Raw genomic sequence first — 23350 nt, 5'->3', positions numbered from 1 at the left:
GTCGAGCAGTCCTGGCAACTCCTGCGCCTCGACCCTGTGCTGGGCTCCACCCGCGGAGAGCTCGACGCCCTCAGCGACTACATGGCGAGCAGTGCCGAAACCACTCTGCTCTCCCTCGCCCAGTGGATCGCCGAAGCACCCGCCGTGTGATGCTCCGCCAGTCGGTACACCTGGGCGGCTCGCGGTCCCCCGGCGGCGGCCGCGAGGCCGCGGCCGTCCCGAGACGGTCACAAACCAGCGTATGGAACCCGGTCCGGTGATCGATCAGCCAGGCCGTACAGAACAGGCCAGGACGCGGCCGGACGGCCGAGCGTGGATCCGCCGGCCACTATCCCCCGGCACATGGGCGAGGGATACGGCATGACCATCGGGGTAGCCGGACCACATGGACATCACCACCGAAACCACACCTCTGCGCGCCGTCGCGCTGGTCTGCACGCTTTCGCCGTCGCCGAAGCGGTCCAGCTCCCAGTTGCTGGCCGAGCAGACCATGGCCGCCCTGGCGGATCACGGCGTCACCGGAAAGGTGATCCGGATCGCCGACCACGACGTCAAAGCGGGCGTCGAGGTAGACATGGGGGACGGTGATGCCTGGCCGGAGATCCGCGACACGATCCTGGGCTGCGACATCCTGATCCTGTCCACGCCGATCTGGCTCGGCCACCCTTCCAGCATCGCCCAACGGGTCCTGGAGCGCCTCGACGCCGAACTGGGCGAGAGCGACGGCGAAGGCCGCATGCTCACCTACGGCAAGGCCGCCGCGGTCTGCGTCGTCGGCAACGAGGACGGTGCACACCATGTCAGCGCCGAGCTCTTCCAAGGCCTCAACGACGTCGGCTTCTCCCTCGCCCCGAACGCCGCCACCTACTGGGTCGGCGAGGCCATGCAGGGCACCGACTACCAGGATCTCGAGAAGACTCCCGAGAAGACCGCGGCCACCACCGAAACCCTCGCCGCGAACACCGCACACCTGGCGCGCCGCCTCAAGGCCGCGTCGTACCCGCCCTCTACCTGACACCGGCCATTGGCCGTGCCGGAAGGAGACCGCGATGCCCTCCCACGAGCAGGCCCACCTCACCGATCCGGTGGCCCTGCACCCCCGGCCCCCATTTCCCGAGCAGGACCAGGACCATCCCGGCTCGACCGAGGCGATGAATCCCCGCCCGGACCACGGCGAGACCGACTACGAAGGCCACGGGCTGCTGCGTGGCCGCAAGGCGCTGGTCACCGGCGGGGACTCGGGAATCGGCCGGGCCGTCTGCCTGGCCTTCGCGCGGGAAGGCGCCGACGTCGTCTTCACCCACCTGCCCGAGGAAGCCGAGGAGGCCGAGGAGACCGCCCGGCTGATCCACGAAGCCGGCCGCACAGCGGTAGCCGTCGCCTGCGACATCCGGCACGAAGGCGAGTGCACCGCCCTCGTTGACAAGGCGGTCGGCGAGCTGGGCGGCATCGACCTGCTCGTCAACAACGCGGCCTATCAGATGGCGCAGCCGGACGGGATCGAGGCGATCACCACCGAGCAGTTCGACCGGGTGATGAAGACCAACCTGTACGGGATGTTCTGGCTCACCAAGGCCGCGCTCGCCCACATGCCCCGCGGGGGCTCGGTGATCAACACCGCCTCCGTACAGGGCTACCAGCCCAGCCCGCACCTCCTCGACTACGCCATGACCAAGTCCGCGATCATCTCCTTCACCCACAGCCTGGCCCAGATGCTCGCCGAGCGCGGTATCCGGGCGAACGCCGTGGCGCCGGGACCGGTGTGGACCCCGCTGATTCCGGCGACGATGCCCGACCCGACGAAGTTCGGCGAACAGTCGCCGCTGGGCCGGCCCGCGCAGCCGGCGGAGATGGCACCCGCGTACGTCTTCCTCGCCTCCGACCAGGCCTCCTACATCACCGGCGAGATCGTCAACGCCACCGGTGGAACACCTCTGCCATGACCCCGGACGACGCTCTGCGCCGGATCGCCCTCCTCCTCGAATGGCGCGGGGCGTCCCCGAACAGCTCCGCTGGCAGAGCACGCAGAACCGGCCGGCTGTGAGGCACCCGCCTTCCGTCTCGTCTCGTCTGTCCGGTGACAGGACGGCTGTCTCCCGCCATACGAATGAGAGGCCCTGTGCGACCGGGCGCCACCAGGCGCGGCGGGGAAGCGATCGGATCGGGCCGGAGCGGCACCACCACGAAATACGCATGGAGGCGAGATGGGACACGGCGGGAATGTGATCGACGAGCTGATGGCCGACCACCGGGAGGTGGAGGAGATGTTCAGCCGTCTCCAGGCCATGACCGGCGGCGGGCAGGGGCTTCGTGATCTCATCGACGAGATCACCATCGAGCTGGTGCGGCACTCGGTCGCCGAGGAGCAGTACCTCTACCCGGCGGTACGCAAGCACGTCCCCGGGGGCGACGGGATGGCGGACAAGGAGGTCGAGGATCACGGTCGGGTGGAGAAGCTGCTCAAGCAGCTGGAGAAGATGGACACCGACGACGCGCAGATGAGCCCGCTCCTGCAGGATCTCATGGACGAGGTCGCCGCCCACGTCCAGGACGAGGAAAGCAATCTCTTCCCGATGCTGGAGCGAGCCTGCACCCCGCAGCAGCTGGACGACCTCGGTGACAAGATCCGCCGCGCGAAGACCATGGCGCCCACCCGCCCGCACCCCGCCGCCCCGAGCAGCCCCACGGCCAGCAAGCTCCTGGCACCGGGCGCCGGCCTGGTGGACCGGGCACGCGACTTCGTGACCGGTCGTGGCAAGTCCTGAACCCGCCTTAGAACTCATCTCATTCGGATGCTTGGCTACGGCTGTTGGTCGTGGTGGGGATTGTTGAGCGGCTGGTGCCGGATGAGTTGTGGGTGTTGTTCCAGCGGGTGGTGCCGGAGGCTCCGTCCCGGTCTCGGGGCGGTGGCCGGCGCCGGCACAGTGATCGGGAAGTGCTGGCCGCGATCGTGTTCGTGGCCACGTCGGGCTGTACGTGGCAGCAACTGCCGACGGCATCGTTCGGGCCGTCGGGGGCAACAGCCCACCGGCGCTTCTCCGAGTGGAGCAAGGCCCGGGTGTGGGCCAAGCTCCACCGCCTGGTGCTGACGAGCTCGGCGCCCGCGGTGAGGCAGCGTCGTGTGCGTCGGCGCCTCGGTCGGGTTCACCTGCGAGGTGACGGCGGCGTTCATCGGCAGGGATGCGGCCCTCGGCCACCGGATCGGCATCAACTCGCAAGCGGCGTCACCCTGCGCTCCGCACGACCCCGCCCCACTCGACGGTCGCCGGACCGGCCCGGTCCAGACCGTGCGGGCGCCATGAAGCGCAGCGCCCGCCCTTCCCCAGCAGCCGTCCTATGGACACCACACACGTCCGTCGGACGAGGTGAGTTCGGCAACGGCCTCGTTCTGAACGTTCTCGAGGTCCGGAATATAGGGGTTGGTGTTCGGGTCGTGTGTGCAGAAGGTGACGGTGGCCGTCAGGAGGTCGTCGTCGACACCCCCCAAGGAAAGGACGACGTAGGACCGTACCTCCTGGTCGCCGAATTTCTTCTCCGCCTCGTCGAGGCAAGCGAGGGCGTAGGCGAGGCAGCGCCTCAGGAGGGGCCTCGTGCGCTCGGATTCCGCCACGGGGAGGTCGTAGTCCGTCATACCCCGCCCGTTGATCGACGTCTCCTCCCGGAGCACGTCGGAGTATGAGGCGGCGAAATCAGGAAGGAGCCCGGTCAGCACGCGGGCCCCGTTGGGCGTGTATGACCAGCCCTCCTCCTTTACCTCACGAAACAGGGACGGGATGTCATCGTCCGTGAGCCCTGTCGGCGGGTACTGCGCCAGGAGTTCTGTCATTTTCCGGTTCATACGCATGGCTTGTCACCCCTCTCCGAGTGCGGAGAGCCCCTTCCTGATGCCTCCGATAAACCCGGAGTATTCCCTACCGCCTTCTGGATATCGCGGAAGGCCGTCGAACCGATTGGTCTCGAAATTGTACTGGCACTTGGCCCCCTTGTTGGACTGGTCCTGGAAGTACAGCTGACCGGCTCCACCGCCGGGATCCGGATTCTCCACGTCGATGCGGTAGGGCCCGTTGTTCCAGAGGGTTTTACTGGTGATCCGGGTCCCGATGACGCCGATCATGGCGTCGGGATCTTTGGGCTTGATTCCGTAGATCTCACGCATGTCCGCGATGCGCTTATCTACAACGTCAATGCGGTACGGCCCCTTTTCGAAGCCCGGCTGAAAGGTGTAGCCCTCTCTCAGCGGCGTGCAGTCAAGGGCCAGACCGAGAGGATCGCACCACGTCAGAGGATTGTGCACACAGGAGGACGGATCGGGAGCGGCAATCAGCCCGAGCGGATCCGTCGTCAGATAACGCGCCGCTTCCGGGTCGTACTGCCTGAAGAAATTGCAGTGACCCCCGCAACTACCTGGCCTTTCTCGGCCTAACTTAGCCAAGGGCTGTCCCGTAGAGATCTGTGAGGGCCGCGCGGCTCGCATCCGACGCGTGCGGGCGTGGCTGGACGTCTGTGCCCGTGGGACCTGGTGCACACTGCTGACATGGCCGAGGACGAGGCGCAGCTCAGCCCTCCTGAGTCGCTGTTGCAGTTGATCGACAATCTCGCGCGGTTCCATCGCGAGCATGAGGAGTACTACTCGCAGGCTCCGTTGCGGCAGGCCGCCGAGCTGCAGGCGCGGTCTCGGGCGCTGAAGACGCTGGCCGACCGGTGGAGCGTGGTAGGCGTGGGTGAGCAGACGTCGGCGGCCGCGTTCGCCGGCACGGAGGACCTTAATGCCCCCGGGCTTGCCGCGGCGTCGGGGATCCTCTTCATGGAAGGGGAGGGCGAGCCGGTCGAACTACAGCGACTGAAACGTGAGGTCGGGCTGCTGGCGGATGACGTCGAGCAGACGGGTGCCTGGCTGGCCGGTGCGATGGAGCAGGCGTGGGAGATCGCGGGGGGCCTGGCTGCCTATCCCGCGCTGGTCGACCTGCTCGGGGAGCGGCATCGGATCATCGCCAACGACTGGCAGTCGGCGGGCCTCCAGGCCCTGGTCGCACGGCTGTTGCGGCGCGCTCTTGACCTGCTGGCCTGCATCGACTTCGCTCCGGCGGCGCTGCGGGCCGATCTGGGGGGCGGGCGTACGGCCCCCGCCTACCTGTATTCGGCTTCCGAGCTGCTGGACCGGGCAGCTGATCTGATGACGGAGTCGGCAACGCTGGTGCACGACAACGAGCGGCGCTGGCGCATCTTCCGTGCCCGAGTTCGCGAGTTGCAGTCCACGTAGGCGTTCCCGCCGTGCGGGATGATCTCCGCATGGCAGCAGTGATCACGGCGTCTGAGTCGTCCTGGATAGCCCCGACTCGGAGATCATTTACGGGACAGCCCTGTAGCAGCAGCCCTCTGCTGCTACAAGCGGCTGACCCGCCTCACCACATAGGACACGGTCTTGGGGGGCGGGCCCGCATACACCCATCCGGGCCCGCCGCCTGCGGGCGAACGGTGACGTGCGTCATGCCGCACGGCTGACCCTTGCGGCTACGCTGGTCGGCCACGAGCGGAGCGGCGCAGCTTCGCGCCGCAGCTCGCGAACCCCATGGGACAGGGCGAGCACGCCCCCGAGGAAGCCGCCGTGTCCGCCGAACTCACACCCGTCATAGCCGCCGGCACCCGCTGGCTCCTGACCGCTTTCCCGCCCGCCCCGGGCGCGTTCAGCCGGGCCCTGGCTGAGGCTCAGGCCCGGCAGGCCGTCACTCTGGCCGCCGCCCTGCGCTACCCGACCCCGCTCGACGCCCAGCTCCTGCACCTCCTCGGCCCGGGCGGTAGCGCCCGGCTGGACTGGCTGACCGGCGCCGAGCACAGCCCGGACAGCCCGGACACCGACGCCGGCTGGCGGACCTGGGTGGACGAGACCGTCGTCAGCTGGGCCGCCTGCCTCCTCGCCACCCCTGCCCTCGCCACCGACGCCCACCAGCTCGTAGACCGTGGCCAGGCCGGCGAACTCACCCGTCTCACGCACCCCGGGGACCACGAACACGACGCCGCTCCCCTGCTGCGCCACCCGGATCTGCTCGAACCGGTCGCCGCCCTTCACCGGGCACTGCTGCTGGACCTGCTGGACAACGAGAACGCCGCTGTGAAGTAGGCCGAAACGCCGGCCGGCAGGCCGTGTGCGCGCCGTCGGCGCCGCTCACACGTTGAGCATGATGGCGTAGGCGAGGAAGAACAGGGCGCAGGCCAGGGCCACGAGGCAGATCACCACCAGGGGGCCCTTGCCCCATCCGCGGGTCAGGGGACGGTACGGGCCCGCGCCGGAGCCGGTGCTCGACTCGCCGGGCGGGGTTTCGCCGGGAGGCACCCCCTCGTAGGGCCGGGACGCGTTGCGCGGCTCTGGGTCCGGAATACGTGCTGACATGTCTGCCTCCCTCTCCTCGAAGGCCGCGCCCGGCCGGCCTACACGTCGGCCAGGACTCCCGGCGCCTACCCGCCCCGTGTCTGCTCACCCCTCCCTCGACACCCCGGTGGACGTCGGCCTGCCCCATGCGCAGCTGCGTCTGCTTGTCGCCCGGCGGGGCAAGGCGAGGCCTCCCATGGCGTCCCAGCGACGCCGGCCGTCCTGTCCCGTCGTCGAGTATGGGTAGTGGCCGCTACCGGGGTGGCCGTTGCGGCGTGGTGGGCCGGCAGGCGACATCGACGGACGTGAGCCGGGGGCCGCGTCTCCCACCGTCGACACCTCATTCGGTGTGGCCTGCGGCGCCTCGGACGGGGCCGTGCCAGCCCGTTGCGTACCCGCAGCGGCCGGGGTTGGCCGGCGTTGACCAGCCGGCTGTGAGTGCCGACCAGAGCGATCCGCAGGAGCTGGCCGGTGGCGATGCTGCGGTGGCCGTGGTCGAGGAGGGTCTGGTGCGTCCGGCGGGCCTGTTCGACCTGCTCCAGCACCTGCGGTGTCGCTTCGGTGAGGAACAGCTCCACCTCGTCGTACATGCTCTGCCCGGACAGCGGTACCTGTGCGGCGCGGGGAGGTTCGCATGAACCTGGGGAGAGCGTGCCCCCGCTGACCAGCCCACCCTGCCCACCCTGCCCGTCCACATCGACGACACGCAGGTATACGCATTCAAGGTCATCCGGCGAAGCTTCTGAAGCTTCGTTTCGTGGCTTACGGCCTGTGATAGGCATCCCATACGGTCAGCGTGGTCAGATCCGCTCGTGTTTCCGGAGGCAAAATGCATGCGCCGCAGGTGACGGTCAGGGCCGAGGCCGACGGTGTGCGGGTGGTCGTCTGCTCCGGCGAGTTCGACCTGGACACCACGGGACTGCTGATGGATGCCTGCGACGTCCGGCCGGTGCCGGCCAGCCTCCTGATTGTCGACGTGCGGCAGGTGTCGTTCGGCGACTCCAGCTTCCTCAACGCCCTGATCCGGCTGCGGAACACCCGTGCGCTGGCCCTCCAGGGCCCGCTTCCCAGCCAGCTGCGCAGGATGTTGGAGATGACCGGAGCGCTGCCTCTTTTCGAAATTCGCGACACCACTGGCCAAGCCGGATGAACCGCTGCGGGTGCAGGGCCGGAATCTCTTGTCACACCTGGGGAAGCAGAGGAGCATGAGGCCCCGCATCGGCACGTCGGGTCTGGCGGCCGGGATGACGTGTGCGCAGGCAAGGGAGACCGCACGCCTTGTCCTGGCCGAGGAGGACGCACCCCCCGCACTGGTCTCCGATGTGCTGACGGTGGTGAGTGAGCTCGTTTCCAACGCGCTGCGTCACGCAGGAGGGGTCACAGGCTTCCGGGTGACGGCCCGGAGCGGCCAGGTCACCGTTGAGGTGTCCGACCACTCGGCTCTCCAGCCGCACCTGAGGCCGCCCTCCCCGCACACCCCCGGCGGCTTCGGATGGCGGATGGTGAAGGCCCTTGCCCCCAGCACCTTCGTCCGCTCCCACCGCGGCGGCAAAACCATCGTCGCCCCCCTCCCCGCCCACCTCGCATGTGACCGTGACAAATGAGAGCGAATATATGCATTGTCGTCGCCAGACCGGGTAGAGGCCGGGTGCTGAATGCCGACGGAGGTGAAATGCATGGGCGCAGGCAAGAAGGTGAAAGGTGCAGCCAAGACGACCAAGGGAAAGGTCAAGGAGACCACGGGGAAGGTCGTCGGCAATGAGGGACTGGAAATGAAGGGGAGGCGCGAGCAGATTGCAGGTGATGCCAAGCAGACCGCCGAGAAGGCCAAGGACACACTCAAGCACTGACCCCTACGGGTGCCGGGTGTGGAGATGCACGAGGGTCGGCAGGAGAATTCCTGCCGACCCTCGATGAACACAGGCCCGAGTCCGACATCGGGAGGATGGACATGAGCGCGAGCGAGAAGGTCAAAGCTGGGATCGAGCAAGTAGCGGGCAAGGTCGTCCGGAAAACCGCCCACGCGATGGGCAAAGAGACCCTGGCGGCCAAGGGTGCGGCTCTGGAGACCAGGGGTCGGGCCCGTCAGCTCAAGGAGGAGGGCAAGGACACCCTCCTGTGATCACGGTGAGCCATCCGTGCCGCGGTCGGCTGCGTGCCGACCGCGGCGGCGTGCCCAGCCGCTCGGTCCTGGCCGGTCACGTCCGGCCCCTCGCCCTCCCCCGCCGCAGACTTCGTCGATGAACTCGAAGGACTGCCCGACCAGCAGGTCATCGACGTGCTGGAGCGGGCATTCCAGCGAGTCACCGGCTCGGGAGACCGCGTCAATGGCGGGGACGGGACCGGGTTCTCCAGGACGGATCACGCACTCGAAACGCACACTGGTCACCAACCGTGACCGCTTGACGGAGGTCGTGCCAGAACCCGATCTCCGCGCACAGAGCCACGGGTACCGTCCGCGTCACCGGGGACGGAGCAGACACCCGTCTGTGCGCAGCAAGGTAGGCCCGTCAGTCTCAGACCCAATGGGCAAGGAAGATGGCGCGCAGCAAGCGTCGCGCCGCCAGCCGCATGCCCCAGAGCGTCGCGCGTGCTCCCCACACCGCCAGGCGCGTGAAGATCCGTCGTATAACGGACCGCGGCTTCCAGCGGTGCAGCGCACGACGTCTTTTCCTCCTCTTGCTGAAGCGCCGCAGGCGCCGCCTCCATGGAGACATCAGGATCATCTTCCTAGACCTCAGCGCGCCGCGGCCTGCGCGAGGTCCCCAGAGACTCAGGCCGCCTGTCGGACGCGTCGGCGGGGACGAGAGTCCTCATATTCGTCGTCCTCATATTCGTCGTCCTCGTACTCGTCGGCCTCGTCTTCGTCGGCCTCTTCCTCTGCCGCCCCTTCCTCGGACTCGTCGGGGTAGTCGGATTCGTCTTCGTACGCGTCGGGTTCCTCGTCCTCCCCGTACTCCTCTTCTTCGTTCTCTCCTTCGTACTGTTCGTCGTCCTCCCCGCCCTGTGCGTCCTGTTCCTCTTCCGCTTCGAGAGCCTCTTCGTGGGTCTGGACCACCTCGCCGTCACGGATCTCTCCACGCCAGCCCTCGGGTTCGTCCGTGCTCAGGGTGGCGTAGCGCAGGAAGTGTTTGAGGTCCAGGCGCAGACGGCGGCCCTGAGCCCGCCACAGGTTGCCGGTCTTCTCGAACAGTCCTGCCGGGTGGTACTCGACCACGATGACGATCCGGGTCAGGGACGGGGCCAGTTCGTGGAAGCTCACGCAGCCGCGAGTAGTACCTTTGGCCCCCTCGGAGCTCCATACGATGCGGTCGTCGGGTATCTGTTCCTGGACTGTCGCCTTCCAGCCCCGGGTTGACGGGCCGACTTTGACTTTCCAGTCACTGGTGGTGTCGTCGTTGCGTGAGACATCACGTACGCCCTTGGTGAAACTGCTGAAGTTCTCGTATTGCGTCCAGTGGTCATACGTGGTGCGCAAGGGCAGCCCTATGTCCATCGCCTCGATGATGTTGACGACGCCGCCTCCTCCTTTACGCCCTCGACCCTTCTTGCCGAAGACCTGGGATGCCGTGTCGGCCACTTTGTCTTTCAGATTTCCCAGTGTCTGGCCGGCGACAGCTTTGAGCGGCGAGTCACCCTGAAGGAGCCGTGCACCGATGCCCCCGACGTCGGAGAGCTTTCCGCCGTTCTCGGCCACGTCGTAAAGCTGGTCGGTGATGTCACCGAGCTTGTCGGTTGCCTTCTCGGCCAGCTGTTCCGCCTGAGCGCCGAGGAACTTGGACAGCTCGTCGAGCAGTTGGTCCAGCCCCGTCGTGGATTCGCTTCCTCTGGGGCGGTCTGAGGTTGCCATGGCTACCTCCGCGCGGACTGCTTGCGGGACGCCGTCGTCTTGGCGGCCGTCTTGCGTGCCGGACTTCGGCTTGCTGTCTTCTTGGCGGCCGTCTTCTTCGCGGCTGTCTTCTTCGCAGCTGTCTTACGCGGAGGGCCTTGGCCTGCCGATCGTTTCCTCGGAGTGGCCGTAGCCGTCTTCTTGGCGGGCCGGGCCGATGAGGTAGTTTTTGAGGCCTTCTTCGCAGGTGGCGCCGACTTCGCGGCAGGCTTTCCGCTGCTCGTCTTCCTGGCCGCCGGCTTCTTCGCTTCGGTCTTCTTCGAGGGAGCGGCCTTCTTTGCGGGAGCGGGAGCGGACTTTCTGGCTGACGCGGTCTTCTTGGCCGGCGTGGACTTCTTGCGGGCGCGGGGGTGTTGCGTGGCTCCACGCGGGCGGGTGTCAGCGGCCTGTGGTGCACGACGGCGGACGGGCCGTCGCGGCGCGGGTTCCGGTTCCTCTTCCTCCTCGTCCTCCTCCGCACCTTCTTCTTCGTCTCTCGGTTCCTCTTCTTCCTCTTCTTCCTCCTCCTCTTCTTCCTCTTCCTCTGGCTCCTCCTCTTCCTCCTCCTCTTCTTCCTCAGGCTCCTCCTCTTCGGCTTCGGCTTCGGCTTCGGGGTAGCCCTCCTCCTCTTCCTCCTCGTCATACTCGTCGGAGTCGGCCTCGTCCTCATAGGGCTCTTCGTCTTCGTCCTCCTGCCGCCGGCCACCACGCGTCAGCTCGAGCGTGCGCTCGTGCAGCGAGTCCGCGAAGCTGGCGAGCTGACGGTTGGCCGCAGCAGTCAAAGCCTGCCGACCGGCATCGAGGGCTTCACCCCTCAGCTGGTCGCTCAGATCGGCGAACTGCGGCATCTCCTTGACCTTGGAGATGCCCTGCCTGAGCAGCTGCTCCGGCTCGAGGCCGAAGCGACGGCCGGCAAGGTAAGTCGCCAGGGCGAAGGCCATCCGGCCCTTCTTCGCCCGGCCGAGCACGTAGCCCCCAGCCAGCGCGGCTGCGAGCGCAATCTTGGTGGTGTCTTGCATGATCATCCCCTTTGGCCAGGGACCTCGGACCTGTCGGTGACGTGGACGACAGCGCAGCAGGACGTGTTCAGCTCAGCGGGACGTCTTGTTCTTCCGGCCGACGCATCGGTCCTGCCTGGGCTGTCCTGACAAGCACCTGCCCCCCATCCAGGACTTATGCGCAGATTTAGTGACATTCTTGTTCTTGGGAGGCCGTCTCCCAGGGGAGTGGCACATGGCCGCATCAGAACCCGCACGCCCGCGGCGGGTCCCTTCTCGGACTGCCGACGAGGGCGAACAGCAGGGTCGGCAGCCGTCACGGCGCGCCGGTGCCCGGAAGCGGGCGGGCGTGCGCAACGCCGCGTCGGCGATGCAGTCGGCGGCCGAGCAGCTGGCACAGCTTCTCGGGCGGACGCCGGACTCCGTTTCCTCACTGAAGCCCACGGATGACGGCTGGGTGGCCCAGGTGGAGGTGGTGGAGCTGGAGCGCATCCCGGACACCACCAGCGTCATGGCCAGCTACAAGGTGGCGTTGGACGAGGACGGCGAGCTGATCTCCTACGAACGCACCCGCCGCTACACCCGAGGCATGATCGACCGGCCGACCTGAGCACAGGCCGCCGGGGGAAGGAGCGCCATGACCATGGTGCCGCAGGGCGGCAGCGCCATCGCCCGAGGGGGCGGGAACACCAGCAGCCTCTACGACGTCCTTGAGCTCATTCTGGACCGCGGGCTGGTCATCGACGTGTTCGTGCGCATCTCCGTGGTGGGCATCGAACTCATCAAGATCGACGCGCGCATCGTGGTGGCCAGCGTCGACACCTATCTCCGCTTCGCCGAGGCATGCAACCGACTCGACCTGGAAGCCGGCCGCAAGGCCCCGGCGCAGCTGCCGGATGTCGTGGGCAAGGTGGTGGAGGGAGGTGCCCGGGGAAAGTCCAAAGGCGCACTGAGCGGTGCCGTCGAAGCGGTCACGGACTCCCTGACCGGCAAGTCCTCCCGCGGTGAGGAACCGGACGAGGAAGCGGAGGAAGAGGAAGCTCCCAGACGGCGCCGTCCGGCCCGGCGCCCGGTGCGCCGGGAGAAGGAGTGAGCCATGGCGCTCTACGTGTACTCGATCGCCGCCGACACTCATCCGCGGCGTCTCGACGGCCTGAACGGCGTGGGTTCCAAGCCGGCGCCGTTGCGTTCGGTCACCGCCGGGTCCCTGAGCGCAGTCGTCAGTGATGTCTCCGAGGAGATCCGGCCGAAGCGCCGGGACCTCCTTCTGCACCAGGAGGTGCAGGAACAGCTGATGGCCGACGGCCCGATTCTGCCCTTGCAGTTCGGCTACATCGCCGCTGACGAGAGCGCGGTCCGGCAGGTACTGGAAAGCAACGCCGACGGTTACCTCGACGCCCTCCGGCGACTTGAAGGCTGCGCAGAGTACAACGTGCGGGTCTCCCAGGACGATGAGGGGCCGCTGCTGCACCAGATCCTGCAGGACTCCCCCGAAGCCGGAGACCTGAACGAGCGGATCCGCGCGGGGGACCCCGACCCGCAGCTGCCCCTCGCCCTGGGTGAACTGGTCGCTCGCGAGGTAGAAGCACGACAGGAGTCACTTGCCGCCGGTCTCGTCCAGGCGCTGCTGCCCTTCGCTCGCGCGCACGTCACCCACCCACCGACGGGAGACGACTTCCTCAACCTCTCGCTCCTCGTGTCCGACGAGCAGAAGGAGGACCTGCTGACGGCACACACGAACTTGAGCCGCGAGCTCGATGGAGGCGTCGGCCTTCGCTTCGCAGGCCCCCTGCCTCCGTACAGCTTCGTGTAGGGAGTCAACCCAGCCCTTCCACCACCGTCTGAAGGGAGGAGAGCACCATGGGACTGCTGACCTACCTGCTGACGCTCCCCGTCGCACCGATGCGGGCAGTCACATGGGTCGCCGAACGCGTCGTCGAAAAGGCCGAGGAGGAGTACTACGACCCCGCCCCCGTCTGGCGCGAGCTCGGCGACTTGGAGCAAGAGCTGCTCAACGGGGAGATCAGCGAGGAAGAGTTCGACCTCAGGGAGAACCAGTTGCTCGACAGGCTCGCCGAGATCGCAGAATTCCGGCGCGGCATGTCGTGACTGCCGAAACGAGGCCGCCATCGTGACCGACCCCCTGCCCGAACGATTCGGAGCCTTCCCCTCCCGCGCCCCGATGCCCTACGGCTCAAGTTCGTCGTCGAGCCTTGCCGACATCCTCGAGCGAGTCCTGGACAAGGGCATCGTCATCGCCGGTGACATCCGCATCAACCTGCTCGACATCGAGCTGTTGACCATCAAACTCCGGATCTTGATCGCTTCCGTGGACAAGGCCAAGGAAATGGGAATCGACTGGTGGGAACACGACCCCTCCCTGTCTTCCCGCCACACCGGCAGCCCTCTGGAACAGGAGAATCGCCGCTTGCGCGCCGAACTGGAGGCTCTGCGGCGCGACCGGACGGGCGAGACAGACCCTTCCGAACCCGACGAACGACGCCGTGAACCGTCCAGCCGCACGAATCGGGAGCGTCCGCAGTGAGCACCGAGCCGGGCACCCTCACCTACGTCTACGCCGTCACCAGGCAGACCGAGCACCTCACGGACGTCGTGTCCGGCCTACGTGGCATCGACGCCGCACCCGTCACGCTTCTGGCCGATACTTCCGACGCCGCCTCCGACCCGCTCGCCTTCGTCGTCAGCCCCGTATCGCACCGCGACTTCAACGAGACCGCCCTCAAGACGCACTTCGAAGACCTCCGATGGCTCGAAAACGTGGCACGCGCGCACCACGATGTCGTGCAGGCCGTCGCCGCCGCAGCGACGGTGCTGCCGCTGCGCATGGCTACCGTCTACCAGGACGACACGCGGGCGCGGCAAGCTCTCGGCGGACAGCGCCGGACCTTCACCCAACGACTGGCGGCGCTTGAGGCCCATACCGAGTACGGCGTGAAGATCTACCTCCCGCCACCCGCAGCGTCCACGGCGGGCGAGCCCTCCGGTGAAGTCGGCACAGCCCCTCCCACCACGCCGGGCAAGGCGTACCTGCAACGCCGCAGAATTCAGCACCACGCCCGCGAGAAGGTCTACGAGCAGGCCCAGCTCGCTGCGGCGACCATCGAAGCGATCGCAGCCCGTTTCACTTCCCAGCGCATACGCCACGCCCCGCAGAGCGGCGCGTTGAGCGGCCCGCAGGAGAACGTGCTGAACGACGCATACCTGATCGCCGACGAACACGCGCAGCAGTTCCGGGCCGCCATGACGGATGCCGCCCGGGACTTCCCCGATATCCGCATCGAGGTCACCGGACCGTGGGCCCCGTACTCCTTCGCCATGGCGCCGGCCGACGCCCCCGTCCCGGCGGACGGTGACGAGCGTGCGGAGCGTGCGCCATGAGCCTTGCGGAGTACGACGAGCCGCTGCCCGGCCGCCAGGTCGCTCTGGTCGACCTCCTCGACCGGCTGCTCAGCGGCGGAGTGGTCGTCGTCGGCGACATCGTCCTGTCCATCGCGGACATCGACCTCGTCCGCATCTCACTGCGCGCCCTCATCGTGTCCGTCAGCTCCGAAACAAGTCCCGGCACGGTGCAGGACGAGCAGGACGAGGACGCGCAGGAGGGGAACGGCCGTGACCGCTGACGACCACGCGCGTCACCCCCGCCGGCCCGCCGAGGGGGCACTCGACGAGGTCGGCGACACCATGGCGCGCGCCTTCCGGCTCGTACAGCCGCCCCCTGCCTCCTGCGAGGAACATCCCGGAGTCGCACACCGCATTCGTGCCGATCGCGACACCGTCGAGGAAGACCTACTGAAACTCGTCCTCACCATCGTCGAACTTCTGCGCCAGCTCATCGAACGGCAGGCGCTGCGCCGGGTGGACGCCGGTGACCTGACCGACGAGCAGGAGGAGGAACTGGGCGCGACCTTGCTCGCCCTCCACGACAGCCTTTCCGATCTCTGTGCCGAACACGGCTACGCACTCGAAGACCTCAACCTCGACCTGGGGCCCCTCGGCCCGCTGCTCCCGCGCGGTGAGTAGGGCCCCTGTGCGGCCATGCCGTTCGCCGGGCGCAATCAGTCTTTTACGCGGACGAAGAGTCGGTACGCGGCGAGGAGGATCAGGGATCCGACGATGGCGGCGATCCAGGTCGAGAGGTCGAAGAAGCCGTCGATGGAGTCGACTCCAAAGATCACCTTCCCCAGCCATCCGCCCAGAAGGCCTCCGACTATGCCGATCAGTGGTGTAACGATGCAGCCGCCAGGGTCGCGGCCCGGCATCAGGAACTTCGCGATGATCCCGGCGAGCAGCCCCAGCACGATCCAGCTGATGATGCCCATGACATGCCTCTTCTCACATGAATCCTGTGCTTGCTGTCTGCCCACCTACCGCGTCTCAAACCAGGAGTGGGTGCGGCACTGGCCCTGGCGGGTGGGAGGGCGTACGCGCACCGTGTACGGGTAGGTGCCGGACGAACCGCGGTCCCTTCAAGCGGCAGCCGCGGCAGCGCGGATGCCCACCCGTTCGGGAGCCGGCGTATGGAAGACGTCAGTCCGACAATCGCTGCGACGCTGTATGACGCGACGCATTTCCGGGGGATCTCTGTGTCGGTGCGCCCCGACACGGGGGACGTGGGAGGAGAGGCGATCGCCTACTCGCTCGCCCACCTCGGTCTGGAACGCCTCGGCTCGCTGAGGGCCCCCGCCCTGCCTGCGGACGCCGGCCACCTGCTGAAGCAGGAGATGCGCTGGGTCGTCAACGTCACCGTCTGGCGCGACAGGCCGCAGGCCGGCACGCCCCGCGACGACCAACGGGGCAGAACCTGGCAGGCCTACAGCGCGGACACCTCGGATCTGGGGGTGTGGGCAACGAGAGCCACGTACGTTCGTGTCTGGAGAGAGGTGGCGGGCGACCCTTCGCATGCAGCGGTTCCGGCGGCCGTCGGCCCGAAGCCGACAGCTGCCATGGTCATCGTGGACTAGGACGCCGGTCCGTCGAATCCATATCCGGCTGCCCGGTCACCCGGATATGGATTCCGGCCTCTCCGGTGGTGACGGACGGCCGCCCGCACGACCGTCATCGCGGCAGCCCTGCCGACCCGGCGGCCGGCCCTCCACAGGCTGCCGCGACACACACCGAGCCGTTCCCCTCTCCGGCGGCCCCCACCGTGGCGGGAGCCGGAGGAGTGTGGCTCCCCCGCGCCCGCCCCGAAGTAGTTCCTGTCGGTGCGCCACGCCACGACCCGACGCATGGTGGCGGGTGCGAGCACGTGCGCCGCAGCCAGGGGTCCCTCGTACGGCCCGACGAGAACCTGGTTGCGCGGCCTGACGGCCGTTCGCACGACGGCTCGGGCGATGCGCTCGGCAGGGCCGACGGAAGCCGACCCCAGACCGCTGCCGCGGCGCTCGGCCGTACGGCGGCCGATGGGGCTGGGTGGACCACTGGGCAGGATCGTGCAGACGGCGATCCGGTGCTCACCGATGGAGGCCAGCTCCTCTCTGAGCACCTCGTCGAACGTGACGAGTGCTGTCGTGGACATGGCATAGCCGCCCACGAACTGTGCTTCGACGACTGTCCCGAGCAAGGATGCTATGTCGATGACGACCCCCCTGCCCTGCCGCTGCATGACCGGCACCGCGGCGCGAGCCCCGTGCACGGCGCCGAGAACGTTGACCCCTAGCAACCGCCGCAGATCCCGTCCAGGAGTCTGATCGAGCGGTACCGGTATCCCCATCCCGGCAGCATTGACCCAGACGTCGATGCTGCCGAACCGTGCAACGGCGGCAGCGGCCAAGTCGCACACCGCCATCTCGTCGGCCACGTCGGTGGGCACGGCGTAGCCTTCACCACCGCGGCGCCGGCACTCTCGCGCCACCTCGCGCAGCCGGGCGGCACTCCGGGCTGCCAGCACCACACGCGCCCCGCGGCCCGCGCACTGAAGGGCCGTGGCCCGGCCCACACCACTCGAAGCGCCGGTCACCACGACGACAGCATCGCGCATCCTCACCCCTCGCTTCTTACCGTGGGCAGGCGACCTATGTGCTGCGGGGACTCGCAATGTGAGCGGAGTTCTGCGACTCCACCCTCCTCAACGCCCTGATCCAGCTGCGAGCCGTCTGTCGCCCGAGCCCTCCGAGGCGCGGGCCGCCGCGGCCATGAGGTCCTGGTGCGCTCAGTCAAGCGCGACCTCATGGAACCGGCGCGCCGCGCTGCCCGCCGACTGGTCACGGCCGGCAGATCGCCGCGGTCGGGCCGCGGTGTTGCAGAAGCTTCACGATGGCCTGCTCCAAGAGCCGGCCCGTCGTCGTCGTCTCCTTCCGGCCGGTGCTCGTCATCACGGGCTCGTCCCTCCGGGGTTGTCGCCGCCGTCACGCCGGGATCCGAGGTTCCCGTACGAACCTCTGGGCATCGCGAGCCTCCTTGCCTCCCTCCGGATGGTTTCGGTGTGCTACCGGTCCGCGGCGCCGCCCGCCGCCGCGGCGAGCGGTGGGGTGTCGAGACCGGTCCCGTGGCGGAGGCCTTCGAGAAAGGCTCCGACGGCGTCCGTGGCGGTGTGTGCAGGAGCCCAGGCCAGTTCGTCACGGGCTCGTCCGGCGTCGAGGAGCGGCAGTCGCAGGACGGCATCCAGCAGGCCAGGGTGAGCGGGGGCCATGTGCAGGCTCCATGCCGCGGCCAGGGCGGCCCGTGCCGCTCCGGCAGGCATCGGCACGGTCCGTGCATCGAGCAGTCGGGCCACGGCCGCAATGTCCAGCACGGGGTCGGCGACCAGGTTGAACGGTCCGCGGACGGGCCGTAGTACCGCGGCCCGGTAGGCCTCGGCGGCGTCGTCGGTGTGCAGGGCCTGGAAGCGGAACCCCGTGATGTCCGGCAGTGCCGGGATGAGCCCGGGCCGGACGAGCCGCCAGGGCAGGAGCGGGCCGGCGAATATCCGGCGCTGCTCGGATGCCGCGGCCGTCTTGAACAGGAAGCCGGGCCGCATCCGCACCACCCTCATGCGAGGGTGGGCCAGTTGGAAGCCGTCGAGATACCGCTCCAGATAGGCCTTCTCCCGGGTGTACGGGGCACCGGGCCAGCCGTGTGTGGGCCAGGACTCGTCGACGGGCCGGCCGTCGGCCGGGCCAGGCGAGTACGCGCCGACCGAGGAGGCGTGCACCAGGACGTGCACCCCGGCGGCTGCGCAGGCCTCGAAGACGCGGATGCCGCCGAGCACGTTGGTACGCCAGGTCTCCACCGGGTCGTGCGTGGGCTGGAACTTCCAGGCCAGGTGGACGATCGCGTCCGCCCCGGAGAACAGGTCGCTCAGGTGGGCCCCGCCGGGATCGATGTCTGCCTCTGCCCACCGCACCCCCGGAATGTCCAGGCCGGGAAGGCGACGTGCGATACCGAGGACATCCGTCACTCTCGAGTCCGCCGCCAAGGCGCGGACCACGCTCGTCCCTGCGTTGCCGGTGGCTCCGGTCACCACGACCCTCATGACGCCCTCCCCGCCCGGCTGTGCGGATGGTGCCGCCGTCCGTGCCGCGTGACGTGCCGCGCGCTCGGCCGACTGGCCGGAGGCTCCACCTGGGGTGGTCGTCGCTCGATGGCCGCGGGGCCGGCAGGGCTGAGCAGCGAGCGACTGAGGCCTGATTCGGAGGACATGTCACCAGCTCCCATCTGGGACTCGGGCCCATACGGCGACGGGGCCGCCCCGTCGGTCCGGTCACCTGGCCAGCGCCTTCCCCTGTCAACCGTGGAGAAACCGCCGTGAGGATCGGAGTCTGCGCTGCTCGCCGACCTCTGGTCCCCGCCCACGGTCCCGGACGGGCTTCTCGACGGCGTGAGGTGAGTCAGGCATCTGCCGTCAGAACCGGACCGTTCCGGCCCGGCGGGCCGGAACGACCGAGTGGGTTCCTCCGTGAAGAATCGTCCTGGCGACGCGTGGCCCGGTGGCTCTGCGCCCGATGCCCGGACCCGCCGGCACCTGCACCCTCATCTGCCTGCCGGCTTCCGCCCCGATCGAGACGCCGCCGCCGGGTTTCCCTGGGAAGGCTTCGTCACCAGGGGACGACGCCGTCGTCCTCGAAGAACGAACCGGTCGGGCCGCCGTCGGGCAGGGTGGCGAGCCGTATCGCCGTGGTCGCGCCCTGTTCAGGAGTGCGGGGTCCGTGGAAGCCTGTGAAGTCGGTCGCGACCAGTCCTGGGCAGGCTGCGTTGATCAGGATGTTCGTATCGGCGAACTGCCGGGCGTACTGCACGGTGAGGGCGTTGAGGAACGACTTCGACGGCGCGTAGGCCGCCATGACCGGGCCGATCTCGATGTCCGGGTCCGCCTGCCGGGTCAGGGAGCCGACGCTGCTGGAGACATTGACGATGCGTGGCGAGGCCGAACGCCGCAGCATCGGCAGCATCGCGTTGGTCACCCGGACGACACCCATGACGTTGGTGTCCACGACCGCGCGGAGCACCTCCAGGTCGAGCACGGTCGGGTCCTGCACCCACCCCGGGTCCATCTCGCCCGAGATGCCGGCATTGTTGACCAGGGCGTCCAGACGCCCGGCCAGCCGTTCGATCAGTTCCGTGGCCTCGGTGACGCTCTGGTCGTCGGTCACGTCCAGCGGCACCCCGAACGCGTCCACGCCGGCGGCGCGCAGTTTGCCGACGGCGGTTTCGCGTCGGGTGGCGTCGCGGGCTCCCACACCGACGCGGTAGCCGAGGCTGCCCAGTCCGGCCGCGATCTCGTAGCCGATGCCCTTGTTCGCGCCGGTCACCAGCGCGGTGGTTGTTTCGCTCATGCTGATGATGTTGGCCCGTGGGCGGGTGGTGCGGCCAAGACCGGTACGGTGCCCTGTCATACCCGGCAGGTATCACCGCGTATGCTGCCGGCCGTGGACACCCTGGAGACCCGCGAGTTGAGGTACTTCGTGGCTGTCGCCGAGGAACTGCACTTCGGGCGCGCCGCCGAGCGCCTCGGCATGGCTCAGCCGCCCCTGTCGCGGGCGATCCAGCAGCTCGAACGGCGCCTCGGGGTCTGCCTGTTGCAGCGCGACCGCCGTGGCGTCCGCCTGACCGGCGCCGGAGAGGTGCTGTTGCACGAGGGCCGGGCGGCCCTCGACGCGACCGCGGCCGCCGTTCGCCGCACCCGACGCGCCGGCGGCGACGACAGCCCTGGCGGCCCCCGCGGTCGGCTGGTCCTCGCGGTGAAGGCCGCCGCGTCCCACGAACTGCTGCGGAAGCTTCTCGACGCCTATGCGGCCGAGCCCGACAGTGCCGAGATCGAGGTGCTGCTGTGCGGTATGTGCGAGCAGGAGGAGCTACTGCGCGACGGACGTGCTGATGTCGCGCTGATGCACGCGCCGTGGAACTCCCTCGCGGGGTTCGACAGCGAGGCACTGACGACCGAGGGACAGGTCGCCGTCCTGCCGGCCGGGCACCCGCTCGCCGCCCGCGAGACCTTGTCCCTGGCCGATGTCAGAGACGTCCCCGATCTGCCGCTCGCCCGCTGGCCCACCCACGGCACCTACGCACCCGGCCCGGGCCCCGAGATCCACAACCAGACGCAACTGGCCCAGTTGATCGCCCTCGGGCGCACCGTGGCGGTCGTCCCCGACTCCGCCCGCTCCTGGCTGTGGACCGAGCACGCGGCCGTCCCCCTGACCGACGCACCTCCCGTCGTGACCCACCTCGCCTGGCCCGCGCACAGCCGCTCCCTCACCCTGGCGGGCCTGGTGCGCACGGCCGCACGGCTATGACCAGGACCTGACCCCGTCGGCCACACCCGGAACGGCTCAGACGCCACCGAGCCGGTGGGACGGAAGAAGCGGACCGCCGGACCAGATCATCCGAAACGGCGAGCGAACCAGACCGGATCGCCTGAGAAGTAACCGTTCGGATCGCATGGCAGCGCCCCGGGCATGATGCCGCCCGTCGGCATCAGGCCTGCCCGGATCGCTGGAGTCCCTGGAGGAGGAGGGCGATCAGGCGTCGGGGGTCGTAGCGGGGGTCGTTGTCGCGTCCGATGCAGAGGTTGCCGATGCCGCGCATCAGCTCGTAGGGCTGCGTGCCGGGCCTGATCTCGCCGGCCTCAACCGCGGCGTCGAGCAACTGGGCGCAGACGGGCAGCAGGCGGTCGAGGAAGTAGGCGTGCAGCGCGGCGAAGCGGTCGCTGTCGGATTGAAGTGCGTCGGCGAGGCCGTGCTTGGTGACCAGGAAGTCGACGAAGAGGTCGATCCATTGGCGCAGTGCGTCGAGCGGGGAATCCGCGTCGGCCGCCAGCCTCGGGCCGGCTTCGGCGCATGCCTCGATCTGGTGCTGGTACACCGCGGTGACCAGGTCCGCCCGGGTCGGGAAGTGGCGGTAGATCGTGGCCATCCCGACGCCCGCCCGGTCCGCGATCCGGCGGATCGGTGCGTCGACGCCGGAGGTGACGAACACCTCGGCTGCGGCAGTGAGCACCGTCTCCCGGTTGCGCCGGGCGTCGGCCCGCTTGCTTCGGGACGGCGGATCCGCTGCTGGGTCCTCGGCGGTCATCGCGTTCTCCTTCGACACCGGTTGACAAAACGGAGCGATGCTCCAGATAGTAAATGGAGCAGCGTTCCGTTTCAGCTTAGTCGAAGCGGGACACCCCTGACCGCCTTGTCCGCCCGCCGACCGAGAGAGCCCGGCGGGCGGGCGGCGGGCGCCACCGAAAGGGAATCCACGCCGTGAGCACAGCCATCACCGCCGACGCCTTGGGCACGGCTGCCCCGGTCCTGTCCTTCAGCCCCGTAGTCCTGTCCGTGCCCGGTCGTCCCGTGGACCTCCACGTGCGGGTCTCGGCGCCCGCGACCGGAACGAGCCTGCCCGTCATCCTCCTCTCCCACGGCCACGGCCCCTCGCACCACCTCTCCTCGCTCAACGGCTACGCGCCGCTCGCCAACTTCTGGGCGGCACACGGATTCGTCGTCGTCCAGCCCACCCACCTCACCTCCAGGACACTGACCGCCCTGGTCGCGGACGCCCCCGGAGCACCCGACTTCTGGCGCTCCCGCGCCGAGGACATGACCCACGTCCTCGACCGGCTCGAAGCGATCGAGAACGCCGTGCCGCAGCTCGCCGGGCGGATCGACCCCACCAGGGTCGCCGTCGCCGGACACTCGCTCGGCGGCTTCACCGCCGCCCTCCTGCTGGGTGCCGGACTCACCGACCCCGGCACCGGCAACCTCGTACACCTCCTCGAGCCGCGGATCAAGGCCGGGGTACTGCTCGCCCCGCCCGGCAGGGGCGGCGATGTCTTCAACGGGCCCATGGCGGAGCAGTGGCCGGTCATCGGGGCCGTCGACTTCTCCACCATGACCGCACCCACGCTGGTCGTCACCGGCGACAAGGACGACCCCCGGCACTTCACCGACATGGGCCCGGACTGGCACGCCGACCCCTACACCCTCGCCCCCGGCCCCAAAACCCTGCTCACCCTGTTCGACGCGGAGCACGGACTCGGCGGGATCGCCGGCTACGACGCCGCCGAGACCACCGACGAAAACCCCGAGCGAGTCGCCGCCCTGGCCCGGCTCACCGCGGCATACCTCCGCAGCCGGCTCCACCCCGGCGACAACGCCTGGCAGACCGCCCAGGAGGCACTGGCCATCGCACCCCACCCGGCAGGACGAGTCGAATCCAAGTAGGCCCCGCCGCGTCGGCCCGGGGGCGCGCATGGGGTCACTCGGCGGGCCGGTACTCGTGCGCCGCTGAAGGATGTCGGCCCGGGGCGGTGACGTGTGACGTACGACGGCAGCCCTGCCCGCAGCCGACAGCGCCACGGGGCTGACAGCGACCCGTCCGAAGGCGGTTCCGTGCCACGCATCTTCCGGGTTCATAAGGAGACGTCGAAGGAGTCGATGTCGGCGAACCCGACGCGGAGCCGGTCGGCTCGGGTTCCGCCGTCCTGGAAGTAGATCTCCCGCAGCCCCTCGGCGACGATCGCGTGCACGTGGCGGTCGTCGGCGCCCCGGGCGCGGGTCCCGACGGTGATACCACTCCTGGTGGCGGCCTCCTTGCGACGCCGGCCGCGAACCACGGACTGCCGGCGGTCGCACACCGCCGTGCCGATGCGGTCCGCGACCGGCTTGGGCGGGGNGGGGGTGGGGGTGGCCTGGTGGT

Annotated in this window: 30 protein-coding genes and 2 pseudogenes; 21 read left to right on the top strand and 11 right to left on the bottom strand. The window is 68.8% G+C overall.

The genetic code is table 11. The annotated features are described in order from the left end of the window. Nucleotides 1-385 precede the first annotated feature (385 nt). From AAT21_RS21365 to AAT21_RS35955, 4 genes and pseudogenes are all read left to right on the top strand, one after another. Nucleotides 386-1015, top strand: a complete 630-nt coding sequence (locus tag AAT21_RS21365) for a flavodoxin family protein (protein ID WP_046778356.1) — start codon at nucleotides 386-388, stop codon at nucleotides 1013-1015. A gap of 34 nt (nucleotides 1016-1049) precedes the next feature. Beyond that, the gene (locus AAT21_RS21360; protein ID WP_046778355.1) at nucleotides 1050-1943 is read left to right on the top strand and encodes a glucose 1-dehydrogenase; all 894 of its coding nucleotides are present in this window, start codon (nucleotides 1050-1052) and stop codon (nucleotides 1941-1943) included. Between the two features lie 261 nt (nucleotides 1944-2204). Then, entirely contained in the window at nucleotides 2205-2765 is a 561-nt protein-coding gene (locus tag AAT21_RS21355; RefSeq protein ID WP_046778354.1) for a hemerythrin domain-containing protein, read from the top strand. A gap of 44 nt (nucleotides 2766-2809) precedes the next feature. Then, nucleotides 2810-3232 (top strand): annotated as a pseudogene (locus AAT21_RS35955) (transposase); the annotation flags it as partial. Between the two features lie 102 nt (nucleotides 3233-3334). Here the strand turns inward: AAT21_RS35955 and AAT21_RS21350 are convergent. Beyond that, a complete protein-coding gene (locus AAT21_RS21350) occupies nucleotides 3335-3826 on the bottom strand; it encodes a hypothetical protein (RefSeq protein ID WP_046778589.1) in 492 nt (163 codons plus the stop codon). 24 nt (nucleotides 3827-3850) lie between these two features. Further along, nucleotides 3851-4294, bottom strand: coding sequence for a hypothetical protein (locus AAT21_RS21345; protein WP_046778353.1), 444 nt, complete (start codon nucleotides 4292-4294; stop codon nucleotides 3851-3853). 240 nt (nucleotides 4295-4534) lie between these two features. Between AAT21_RS21345 and AAT21_RS21340 the strand changes: the two genes are divergently transcribed. Together AAT21_RS21340 and AAT21_RS21335 are read left to right on the top strand one after the other, a co-directional pair. Beyond that, nucleotides 4535-5260, top strand: a complete 726-nt coding sequence (locus AAT21_RS21340; RefSeq protein ID WP_046778352.1) for a hypothetical protein — start codon at nucleotides 4535-4537, stop codon at nucleotides 5258-5260. Nucleotides 5261-5605: 345 nt separating this feature from the next. Next, entirely contained in the window at nucleotides 5606-6118 is a 513-nt protein-coding gene (locus tag AAT21_RS21335) for a hypothetical protein (RefSeq protein ID WP_046778588.1), read from the top strand. Between the two features lie 45 nt (nucleotides 6119-6163). Here the strand turns inward: AAT21_RS21335 and AAT21_RS21330 are convergent, their stop codons facing one another. Both AAT21_RS21330 and AAT21_RS39235 read right to left on the bottom strand, forming a co-directional pair. Next, nucleotides 6164-6388, bottom strand: coding sequence for a DUF6480 family protein (locus AAT21_RS21330; protein ID WP_046778351.1), 225 nt, complete (start codon nucleotides 6386-6388; stop codon nucleotides 6164-6166). Nucleotides 6389-6750: 362 nt separating this feature from the next. After that, a pseudogene (locus AAT21_RS39235) lies at nucleotides 6751-6897 on the bottom strand (serine/threonine-protein phosphatase); the annotation flags it as partial. A gap of 299 nt (nucleotides 6898-7196) precedes the next feature. Between AAT21_RS39235 and AAT21_RS21320 the strand changes: the two are divergent. The 4 genes from AAT21_RS21320 (at nucleotide 7197) to AAT21_RS38150 (ending at nucleotide 8489) form a co-directional block, all read left to right on the top strand. Next, on the top strand, nucleotides 7197-7517 hold the full coding sequence (locus tag AAT21_RS21320; protein ID WP_046778349.1) for an STAS domain-containing protein: 321 nt from the start codon (nucleotides 7197-7199) through the stop codon (nucleotides 7515-7517). Nucleotides 7518-7572: 55 nt separating this feature from the next. Beyond that, the gene (locus tag AAT21_RS21315) at nucleotides 7573-7971 is read left to right on the top strand and encodes an ATP-binding protein (protein ID WP_046778587.1); all 399 of its coding nucleotides are present in this window, start codon (nucleotides 7573-7575) and stop codon (nucleotides 7969-7971) included. 72 nt (nucleotides 7972-8043) lie between these two features. Continuing rightward, nucleotides 8044-8217, top strand: coding sequence for a CsbD family protein (locus AAT21_RS21310; RefSeq protein WP_046778348.1), 174 nt, complete (start codon nucleotides 8044-8046; stop codon nucleotides 8215-8217). A 101-nt stretch (nucleotides 8218-8318) separates the two neighbouring features. Further along, nucleotides 8319-8489 carry a hypothetical protein gene (locus AAT21_RS38150; RefSeq protein WP_167350606.1) on the top strand — a complete coding sequence of 57 codons (171 nt, stop codon included), beginning with the start codon at nucleotides 8319-8321 and terminating at the stop codon, nucleotides 8487-8489. Between the two features lie 651 nt (nucleotides 8490-9140). Here AAT21_RS38150 and AAT21_RS21305 read toward each other — a convergent pair. Continuing rightward, a complete protein-coding gene (locus AAT21_RS21305) occupies nucleotides 9141-10217 on the bottom strand; it encodes an SRPBCC family protein (RefSeq protein WP_046778347.1) in 1077 nt (358 codons plus the stop codon). 2 nt (nucleotides 10218-10219) lie between these two features. After that, a complete protein-coding gene (locus tag AAT21_RS38145; protein WP_046778586.1) occupies nucleotides 10220-11254 on the bottom strand; it encodes a hypothetical protein in 1035 nt (344 codons plus the stop codon). 214 nt (nucleotides 11255-11468) lie between these two features. On the opposite strand from AAT21_RS38145, the gene AAT21_RS21295 reads away from it, so the two are divergent. The 8 genes from AAT21_RS21295 to AAT21_RS21260 all read left to right on the top strand — a co-directional run bounded on the left by AAT21_RS21295 (nucleotide 11469) and on the right by AAT21_RS21260 (nucleotide 15274). Continuing rightward, entirely contained in the window at nucleotides 11469-11843 is a 375-nt protein-coding gene (locus tag AAT21_RS21295; RefSeq protein WP_063838130.1) for a gas vesicle protein GvpO, read from the top strand. Between the two features lie 27 nt (nucleotides 11844-11870). Further along, nucleotides 11871-12326 (top strand): gas vesicle protein GvpJ, encoded by a 456-nt coding sequence (gvpJ, locus tag AAT21_RS21290; RefSeq protein ID WP_046778345.1) that lies wholly within the window; start codon nucleotides 11871-11873, stop codon nucleotides 12324-12326. Nucleotides 12327-12329: 3 nt separating this feature from the next. Beyond that, entirely contained in the window at nucleotides 12330-13046 is a 717-nt protein-coding gene (locus tag AAT21_RS21285; RefSeq protein WP_046778344.1) for a GvpL/GvpF family gas vesicle protein, read from the top strand. A gap of 47 nt (nucleotides 13047-13093) precedes the next feature. Beyond that, complete coding sequence (locus AAT21_RS21280) at nucleotides 13094-13342, top strand: gas vesicle protein GvpG (protein ID WP_046778343.1); 249 nt, start codon at nucleotides 13094-13096, stop codon at nucleotides 13340-13342. A gap of 22 nt (nucleotides 13343-13364) precedes the next feature. Continuing rightward, nucleotides 13365-13778: a gas vesicle protein gene (locus AAT21_RS21275; protein ID WP_046778342.1), complete on the top strand. Its 414-nt coding sequence runs from the start codon at nucleotides 13365-13367 to the stop codon at nucleotides 13776-13778. Next, a complete protein-coding gene (locus AAT21_RS21270) occupies nucleotides 13775-14632 on the top strand; it encodes a GvpL/GvpF family gas vesicle protein (RefSeq protein ID WP_046778341.1) in 858 nt (285 codons plus the stop codon). Before AAT21_RS21275 ends, AAT21_RS21270 begins: the two co-directional genes overlap by 4 nt. Continuing rightward, on the top strand, nucleotides 14629-14874 hold the full coding sequence (locus AAT21_RS21265) for a gas vesicle protein (RefSeq protein WP_046778340.1): 246 nt from the start codon (nucleotides 14629-14631) through the stop codon (nucleotides 14872-14874). The genes AAT21_RS21270 and AAT21_RS21265 overlap by 4 nt, the downstream gene beginning before the upstream one ends. A gap of 61 nt (nucleotides 14875-14935) precedes the next feature. Then, nucleotides 14936-15274 carry a gas vesicle protein K gene (locus AAT21_RS21260; RefSeq protein ID WP_079025864.1) on the top strand — a complete coding sequence of 113 codons (339 nt, stop codon included), beginning with the start codon at nucleotides 14936-14938 and terminating at the stop codon, nucleotides 15272-15274. Between the two features lie 35 nt (nucleotides 15275-15309). Here the strand turns inward: AAT21_RS21260 and AAT21_RS21255 are convergent, their stop codons facing one another. Continuing rightward, nucleotides 15310-15573, bottom strand: coding sequence for a GlsB/YeaQ/YmgE family stress response membrane protein (locus AAT21_RS21255; protein ID WP_046778338.1), 264 nt, complete (start codon nucleotides 15571-15573; stop codon nucleotides 15310-15312). 270 nt (nucleotides 15574-15843) lie between these two features. On the opposite strand from AAT21_RS21255, the gene AAT21_RS21250 reads away from it, so the two are divergent. Beyond that, nucleotides 15844-16215 carry a hypothetical protein gene (locus AAT21_RS21250; protein ID WP_157879761.1) on the top strand — a complete coding sequence of 124 codons (372 nt, stop codon included), beginning with the start codon at nucleotides 15844-15846 and terminating at the stop codon, nucleotides 16213-16215. On the opposite strand, the gene AAT21_RS21245 is transcribed toward AAT21_RS21250, so the two are convergent. The 3 genes from AAT21_RS21245 to AAT21_RS21235 form a co-directional block, all read right to left on the bottom strand. Beyond that, on the bottom strand, nucleotides 16212-17234 hold the full coding sequence (locus AAT21_RS21245) for an SDR family NAD(P)-dependent oxidoreductase (RefSeq protein WP_157879760.1): 1023 nt from the start codon (nucleotides 17232-17234) through the stop codon (nucleotides 16212-16214). The genes AAT21_RS21250 and AAT21_RS21245 overlap by 4 nt on opposite strands. Nucleotides 17235-17681: 447 nt before the next feature. Beyond that, complete coding sequence (locus AAT21_RS21240; RefSeq protein WP_046778336.1) at nucleotides 17682-18707, bottom strand: NAD-dependent epimerase/dehydratase family protein; 1026 nt, start codon at nucleotides 18705-18707, stop codon at nucleotides 17682-17684. A 562-nt stretch (nucleotides 18708-19269) separates the two neighbouring features. Then, nucleotides 19270-20007: an SDR family oxidoreductase gene (locus AAT21_RS21235; RefSeq protein WP_046778584.1), complete on the bottom strand. Its 738-nt coding sequence runs from the start codon at nucleotides 20005-20007 to the stop codon at nucleotides 19270-19272. Between the two features lie 93 nt (nucleotides 20008-20100). Here AAT21_RS21235 and AAT21_RS21230 point away from each other — a divergent pair, with 93 nt between their 5' ends. Then, complete coding sequence (locus AAT21_RS21230) at nucleotides 20101-20964, top strand: LysR family transcriptional regulator (protein ID WP_107081354.1); 864 nt, start codon at nucleotides 20101-20103, stop codon at nucleotides 20962-20964. A 181-nt stretch (nucleotides 20965-21145) separates the two neighbouring features. Here AAT21_RS21230 and AAT21_RS21225 read toward each other — a convergent pair whose 3' ends face one another. Further along, nucleotides 21146-21742, bottom strand: a complete 597-nt coding sequence (locus AAT21_RS21225; protein ID WP_046778334.1) for a TetR/AcrR family transcriptional regulator — start codon at nucleotides 21740-21742, stop codon at nucleotides 21146-21148. 173 nt (nucleotides 21743-21915) lie between these two features. On the opposite strand from AAT21_RS21225, the gene AAT21_RS21220 reads away from it, so the two are divergent. Next, nucleotides 21916-22875: an alpha/beta hydrolase family protein gene (locus AAT21_RS21220; RefSeq protein WP_046778333.1), complete on the top strand. Its 960-nt coding sequence runs from the start codon at nucleotides 21916-21918 to the stop codon at nucleotides 22873-22875. Nucleotides 22876-23350 lie beyond the last annotated feature (475 nt).

The sequence above is a fragment of the Streptomyces yangpuensis genome (assembly GCF_001005295.1).
Lineage (GTDB): Bacteria > Actinomycetota > Actinomycetes > Streptomycetales > Streptomycetaceae > Streptomyces > Streptomyces yangpuensis.
The sequence above is the reverse complement of the archived record's forward strand: the minus strand, read 5'-3'. Positions and strand labels throughout refer to the sequence as shown.

Bases quoted from the DNA above. Each gene is read 5' to 3' on its own strand.
- AAT21_RS38145 (WP_046778586.1), bottom strand. From the start codon at position 11,254: ATGCAAGACACCACCAAGATTGCGCTCGCAGCCGCGCTGGCTGGGGGC.
- AAT21_RS21265 (WP_046778340.1), top strand. From the start codon at position 14,629: ATGAGCCTTGCGGAGTACGACGAGCCGCTGCCCGGCCGCCAGGTCGCT.
- AAT21_RS21225 (WP_046778334.1), bottom strand. From the start codon at position 21,742: ATGACCGCCGAGGACCCAGCAGCGGATCCGCCGTCCCGAAGCAAGCGG.
- AAT21_RS21305 (WP_046778347.1), bottom strand. From the start codon at position 10,217: ATGGCAACCTCAGACCGCCCCAGAGGAAGCGAATCCACGACGGGGCTG.
- AAT21_RS21360 (WP_046778355.1), top strand. From the start codon at position 1,050: ATGCCCTCCCACGAGCAGGCCCACCTCACCGATCCGGTGGCCCTGCAC.
- AAT21_RS21350 (WP_046778589.1), bottom strand. From the start codon at position 3,826: ATGACAGAACTCCTGGCGCAGTACCCGCCGACAGGGCTCACGGACGAT.
- AAT21_RS21280 (WP_046778343.1), top strand. From the start codon at position 13,094: ATGGGACTGCTGACCTACCTGCTGACGCTCCCCGTCGCACCGATGCGG.
- AAT21_RS21260 (WP_079025864.1), top strand. From the start codon at position 14,936: ATGGCGCGCGCCTTCCGGCTCGTACAGCCGCCCCCTGCCTCCTGCGAG.
- AAT21_RS21340 (WP_046778352.1), top strand. From the start codon at position 4,535: ATGGCCGAGGACGAGGCGCAGCTCAGCCCTCCTGAGTCGCTGTTGCAG.
- AAT21_RS21310 (WP_046778348.1), top strand. From the start codon at position 8,044: ATGGGCGCAGGCAAGAAGGTGAAAGGTGCAGCCAAGACGACCAAGGGA.
- AAT21_RS21315 (WP_046778587.1), top strand. From the start codon at position 7,573: ATGAGGCCCCGCATCGGCACGTCGGGTCTGGCGGCCGGGATGACGTGT.
- AAT21_RS21330 (WP_046778351.1), bottom strand. From the start codon at position 6,388: ATGTCAGCACGTATTCCGGACCCAGAGCCGCGCAACGCGTCCCGGCCC.
- AAT21_RS21320 (WP_046778349.1), top strand. From the start codon at position 7,197: ATGCATGCGCCGCAGGTGACGGTCAGGGCCGAGGCCGACGGTGTGCGG.
- AAT21_RS21255 (WP_046778338.1), bottom strand. From the start codon at position 15,573: ATGGGCATCATCAGCTGGATCGTGCTGGGGCTGCTCGCCGGGATCATC.
- AAT21_RS21285 (WP_046778344.1), top strand. From the start codon at position 12,330: ATGGCGCTCTACGTGTACTCGATCGCCGCCGACACTCATCCGCGGCGT.
- AAT21_RS38150 (WP_167350606.1), top strand. From the start codon at position 8,319: ATGAGCGCGAGCGAGAAGGTCAAAGCTGGGATCGAGCAAGTAGCGGGC.
- AAT21_RS21355 (WP_046778354.1), top strand. From the start codon at position 2,205: ATGGGACACGGCGGGAATGTGATCGACGAGCTGATGGCCGACCACCGG.
- AAT21_RS21240 (WP_046778336.1), bottom strand. From the start codon at position 18,707: ATGAGGGTCGTGGTGACCGGAGCCACCGGCAACGCAGGGACGAGCGTG.
- AAT21_RS21295 (WP_063838130.1), top strand. From the start codon at position 11,469: ATGGCCGCATCAGAACCCGCACGCCCGCGGCGGGTCCCTTCTCGGACT.
- AAT21_RS21365 (WP_046778356.1), top strand. From the start codon at position 386: ATGGACATCACCACCGAAACCACACCTCTGCGCGCCGTCGCGCTGGTC.
- AAT21_RS21245 (WP_157879760.1), bottom strand. From the start codon at position 17,234: ATGCGCGATGCTGTCGTCGTGGTGACCGGCGCTTCGAGTGGTGTGGGC.
- gvpJ (WP_046778345.1), top strand. From the start codon at position 11,871: ATGACCATGGTGCCGCAGGGCGGCAGCGCCATCGCCCGAGGGGGCGGG.
- AAT21_RS21235 (WP_046778584.1), bottom strand. From the start codon at position 20,007: ATGAGCGAAACAACCACCGCGCTGGTGACCGGCGCGAACAAGGGCATC.